Below are 4,296 nucleotides of genomic sequence, written 5' to 3' on the forward strand. Positions count from 1 at the left end.
GCTGCTAGCCGCTCCTACGGAGGAAACGCGATCCCATGTAGGAGCGGCAAGCAGCCGCGAAGGGGCCGGCATGCCGAGCCGGATTGAGCAGGCCCACAGCTTAGGCCCCACCGCCGCCATGGGGCAAATCCATATCAGCTGTGAGGCGCACCCACTTCGCGCATCGGCTTGCCACGCACCGGCGCATCGCCTGCCACGTAGTAGGCTGCGGTCGAGCGCGCTTCGGGCTTGCGGCCACGAATGCGGTCGGCGATCTTCTCGGCGATCATGATGGTCGGCGCGTTGAGGTTGCCGGTGGTGATGATCGGCATGATCGAGGCGTCGACCACGCGCAGACCTTGCAGGCCATGCACGCGACCCTGACCATCGACCACGGCCATCTCATCGGTGCCCATCTTGCACGAGCACGACGGGTGATAGGCGGTTTCGGCATGCTCGCGGATGAACTGATCCAACTGCTCGTCCGTCTGCACCTCGATGCCGGGGCTGATTTCGCGGCCGCGGTACTGGTCCAGCGCGGGTTGCTGCATGATTTCGCGGGTCAGGCGGATGCCGTCGCGGAATTCCTGCCAATCCTGCTCGCTGGCCATGTAGTTGAACAGGATGCTCGGATAGTCGCGCGGGTTCTTCGACTTGACGTTGACCCGGCCGCGGCTCGGCGAGCGCATGGAGCCGACGTGAGCCTGGAAACCGTGCTCCTGAACACCCTTGGTGCCGTTGTAATTGATCGCCACCGGCAGGAAGTGGTACTGGATGTTCGGCCATTCGAACTCAGGGCGCGAACGGATGAAACCACCGGCCTCGAACTGGTTGCTGGCGCCGATACCGGTGCCCAGGAACATCCATTCGGCGCCGATCTGCGGCTGGTTCCACCACTTCAGCGACGGGTACAGCGAGACCGGCTGGGTGCAGCTGTATTGCAGGTACATTTCCAAGTGGTCCTGCAGGTTCTGGCCGACGCCTGGCAGGTCGTGCACGACGTCGATGCCCAGCGGCTGCAGCACATCGGCAGGGCCCACGCCGGAGCGCTGGAGAATCTGTGGCGAGGCGATCGCGCCGCCGCACAGCAGGACCTCCTTGCGGGCACGGGCCTGGATGCGCTCGTCGCTGTCACCGACCAGGTAGCTGACGCCGACCGCACGCTTGCCTTCGAAGACGATCTTGTCGGTCAAGGCGTGGGTGACGATGGTCAGGGTGTCGCGTTGCTTGGCCTGGTCCAGATAGCCACGTGCGGTGCTGGCGCGGCGGCCTTTGGGCGTCACGGTGCGGTCCATGGGACCGAAGCCTTCCTGCTGGTAGCCATTGAGGTCGTCGGTGCGCGGAAAGCCTGCCTGCACGCCGGCTTCGACCATGGCGGCGAACAGTGGGTTGTTGCCGGGCTTGGGCGTGGTGACGCTGACCGGACCTTCGCCACCGTGGTAATCGTTGGGACCGATGTCACGGGTTTCGGCCTTGCGGAAATACGGCAGGCAGTCCAGGTAGCTCCAGTCTTCAAGGCCCGGCAGCTTGGCCCAGCCGTCGTAGTCCATGGCGTTGCCGCGGATGTAGCACATGCCGTTGATCAGCGAAGAGCCACCCAGGCCCTTGCCGCGGCCGCACTCCATGCGCCGGTTGTTCATGTGCGGCTCAGGCTCGGTCTCGTAGGCCCAGTTGTAGCGGCGGCCCTGCAGGGGAAAGGCGAGGGCGGCGGGCATCTGGGTACGGAAGTCCAGGCGATAGTCCGGGCCGCCGGCTTCGAGCAGCAGGACGGTGACGCCTGGATCTTCGGTCAGGCGCGTAGCCAGGGTGTTACCGGCCGAACCGGCGCCGATGATGATGTAGTCGAATTCCTGGGACATGGAGGTTCCCTCTTTGAAATATGGCAAGGTGGGCAGGGTGTCAGGTCTGGCCTATTCGCGGGCAGAGAGCTCGCCGCCCGCCCCGCTCCCACAAGGGTCTCGGATCAGAACACCGAAACGTAATCGCCCAGTTCCACCTGTACCGATTTGATCCGGGTATATTGCGCCAGCGAGCTGATGCCGTTTTCGCGGCCCACGCCGGATTGCTTGTAGCCACCCACCGGCATCTTCGCGTCGGATTCGCCCCAGGCGTTGATCCAGCAGATGCCTGCTTCGAGCTGATGGATCACGCGGTGCGCACGGTTCAGGTCGTGGGTGACCACACCGGCGGCCAGGCCCATCTCGGTGGCATTGGCGCGGCGGATCACTTCCTCTTCGCTGTCGTAGCCGAGGATGCTCATCACCGGGCCGAAGATTTCTTCGCGCACGATGGTCATCTCGTCGCTGCAATCGGTGAACACGGTGGGTGCGACGAACGCGCCCTGGCCCAGCTCACCGTCGGTCAGCCGCTCGCCGCCGCACAGCAGGCGCGCGCCTTCGGCCTTGCCCTTGGCGATATGGCCCAGCACGTTTTCCATGTGGGCGAAGCTCACCAGCGGACCGAAATTGGTGTTTTCGTCTTCAGGATCGCCGATGCGGATGCGCTGTACGCGCTCCAGGATCTTGGCTTCGAGTTGCGCCTTGAGGGCATTGGGCACGAACACCCGAGTGCCGTTGGTGCAGACCTGACCGGAGCTGTAGAAGTTGGCCATCATGGCGATGTCGGCGGCCTTGTCGAGATCGGCATCGTCGAAGATGATCAGCGGCGACTTGCCGCCCAGTTCCATGGTCACTTCCTTGAGCGAGGAGCTCGAGGCGCTGGCCATGACTTTCTTGCCGGTGCTGACGCCGCCGGTGAACGAGACTTTCTCGATACCAGGATGCTCGGTGAGCCAGGCGCCGACTTCGCTGCCGCTGCCGGTCAGCACGTTGAACACGCCAGCGGGCAAGCCGGCTTCGGTGTAGATTTCGGCCAGCTTGAGGGTGGTCAGCGAGGTGACTTCGCTGGGTTTGAAGATCATCGCGTTGCCGGCGGCCAGCGCCGGAGCGGACTTCCACAGGGCGATCTGGATCGGGTAGTTCCAGGCGCCGATACCGGCGGTCACGCCCAGGGGCTCGCGGCGGGTGTAGACGAAGGACGTGTCGCGCAGCGGGATCTGCTCGCCTTCGATGGCAGGCACCAGGCCGGCGTAGTATTCGAGCACATCGGCACCGGTGACGATGTCGACGTAGCGGGTTTCCGAGTAGGCCTTGCCGGTGTCCAGGGTTTCCAGCAGGGCCAGTTCGTCGTTGCGCTCACGCAGGATGTCGACGGCTTTGCGCAGCACGCGCGAGCGCTCCATGGCGGTCATCGCGGCCCAGATCTTCTGGCCCTTTTCGGCGCTGGCGACGGCTTTTTCGACGTCTTCGGCGGTGGCGCGCTGAACCTGCGCCAGCACTTCACCGGTGGCCGGGTTGACGGCATCGAAGGTGCCGCTGCCGCTGGCGTCCACGTAGCCGCCATCGATGTAGAGTTTTTGCGTTGGGAAACGGGCCATAAGATCCTCGCGGTGCAGTTAAGGTGGCAGCAGGCGAGGCGCGAAGCTTCAGCGCTGCTGTTTTGCCAGTTGCATGTCCATGTATTCGCAGGCGATGCGATGTGCCTGCGCGGTATCGAAAGCATCGCCCGACAGGGCGCCGCGCAACCACAGACCGTCGATCAGTGCAGCCAGGCCGCGTGCGGCGCTGCGTGCCTGTTCCACCGGCAATTCACGGCGGAACTGGCAACACAGGTTGGAATACAGGCGGTGGTCGTTGATCCGCTGCAACCTGTGCAAGGACGGCTGGTGCATGCTGGTGGCCCAGAAGGCCAGCCAGGTCTTCATGGCCGGAGCGTTGACCTGGCTGGCGTCGAAGTTGCCTTCGATGATCACCTGCAGGTGCGCCCTGGCGCTGTCGTCGGTCAAGGCCTGTCGGCGCGTGGCGACGTTGTCGATCAGCACGTTCATCAAGTGGCGCATGGTCGCTGCGATCAGGCCGTTCTTGTCCTGAAAGTAGTGACTGATGATGCCGTTCGACACACCCGCCAGGCGGGCGATCAGAGCAATGCTGGCGTCACTCATGCCGACCTGGTCGACAGCCTGGAGCGTGGCTTCGATCAACTGTTGGCGGCGGATGGGTTGCATACCGACCTTGGGCATTGCGCGAATCTCCTTGGACCTGCAGTACGGGCAGTGAGTGACAGCCGACTGAAGCCAGTCTAGTTTATTTTGATTGAACGATCAATCAATAAAAAAGGATGAGGGAATGTGTGCAGGGTTTTTAGAGGATCGGGGAGGGGAAGGCAATAAGGTTTGAGCGGGGGTGTCAGGGGGATTGCGGTGAGGCGTTCGCGGGCAGAGACCCGCTCCCACACGGCTTGGATCAACCTTGTGGGAGC

4 protein-coding genes are annotated in these 4,296 nt (G+C 63.6%); all 4 read right to left on the minus strand.

Going from position 1 to position 4,296, the window contains the following annotated elements; genetic code table 11:
* Positions 1-134: 134 nt before the first annotated feature.
* Positions 135-1,838: a choline dehydrogenase gene (betA, locus tag QMX89_RS22385; RefSeq protein WP_282349927.1), complete on the minus strand. Its 1,704-nt coding sequence runs from the start codon at positions 1,836-1,838 to the stop codon at positions 135-137.
* Between the two features lie 104 nt (positions 1,839-1,942).
* Positions 1,943-3,415 (minus strand): betaine-aldehyde dehydrogenase, encoded by a 1,473-nt coding sequence (gene betB, locus QMX89_RS22390; protein ID WP_282349928.1) that lies wholly within the window; start codon positions 3,413-3,415, stop codon positions 1,943-1,945.
* Positions 3,416-3,463: 48 nt separating this feature from the next.
* A complete protein-coding gene (gene betI / locus QMX89_RS22395; protein WP_134721971.1) occupies positions 3,464-4,057 on the minus strand; it encodes a transcriptional regulator BetI in 594 nt (197 codons plus the stop codon).
* A gap of 59 nt (positions 4,058-4,116) precedes the next feature.
* The coding region (locus QMX89_RS22400) for a hypothetical protein (RefSeq protein WP_282349929.1) at positions 4,117-4,296 on the minus strand (180 nt) is incomplete at its 5' end.

Source organism: Pseudomonas sp. PS01301, assembly GCF_029960215.1.
GTDB classification, from domain to species: Bacteria; Pseudomonadota; Gammaproteobacteria; order Pseudomonadales; family Pseudomonadaceae; genus Aquipseudomonas; species Aquipseudomonas coleopterorum.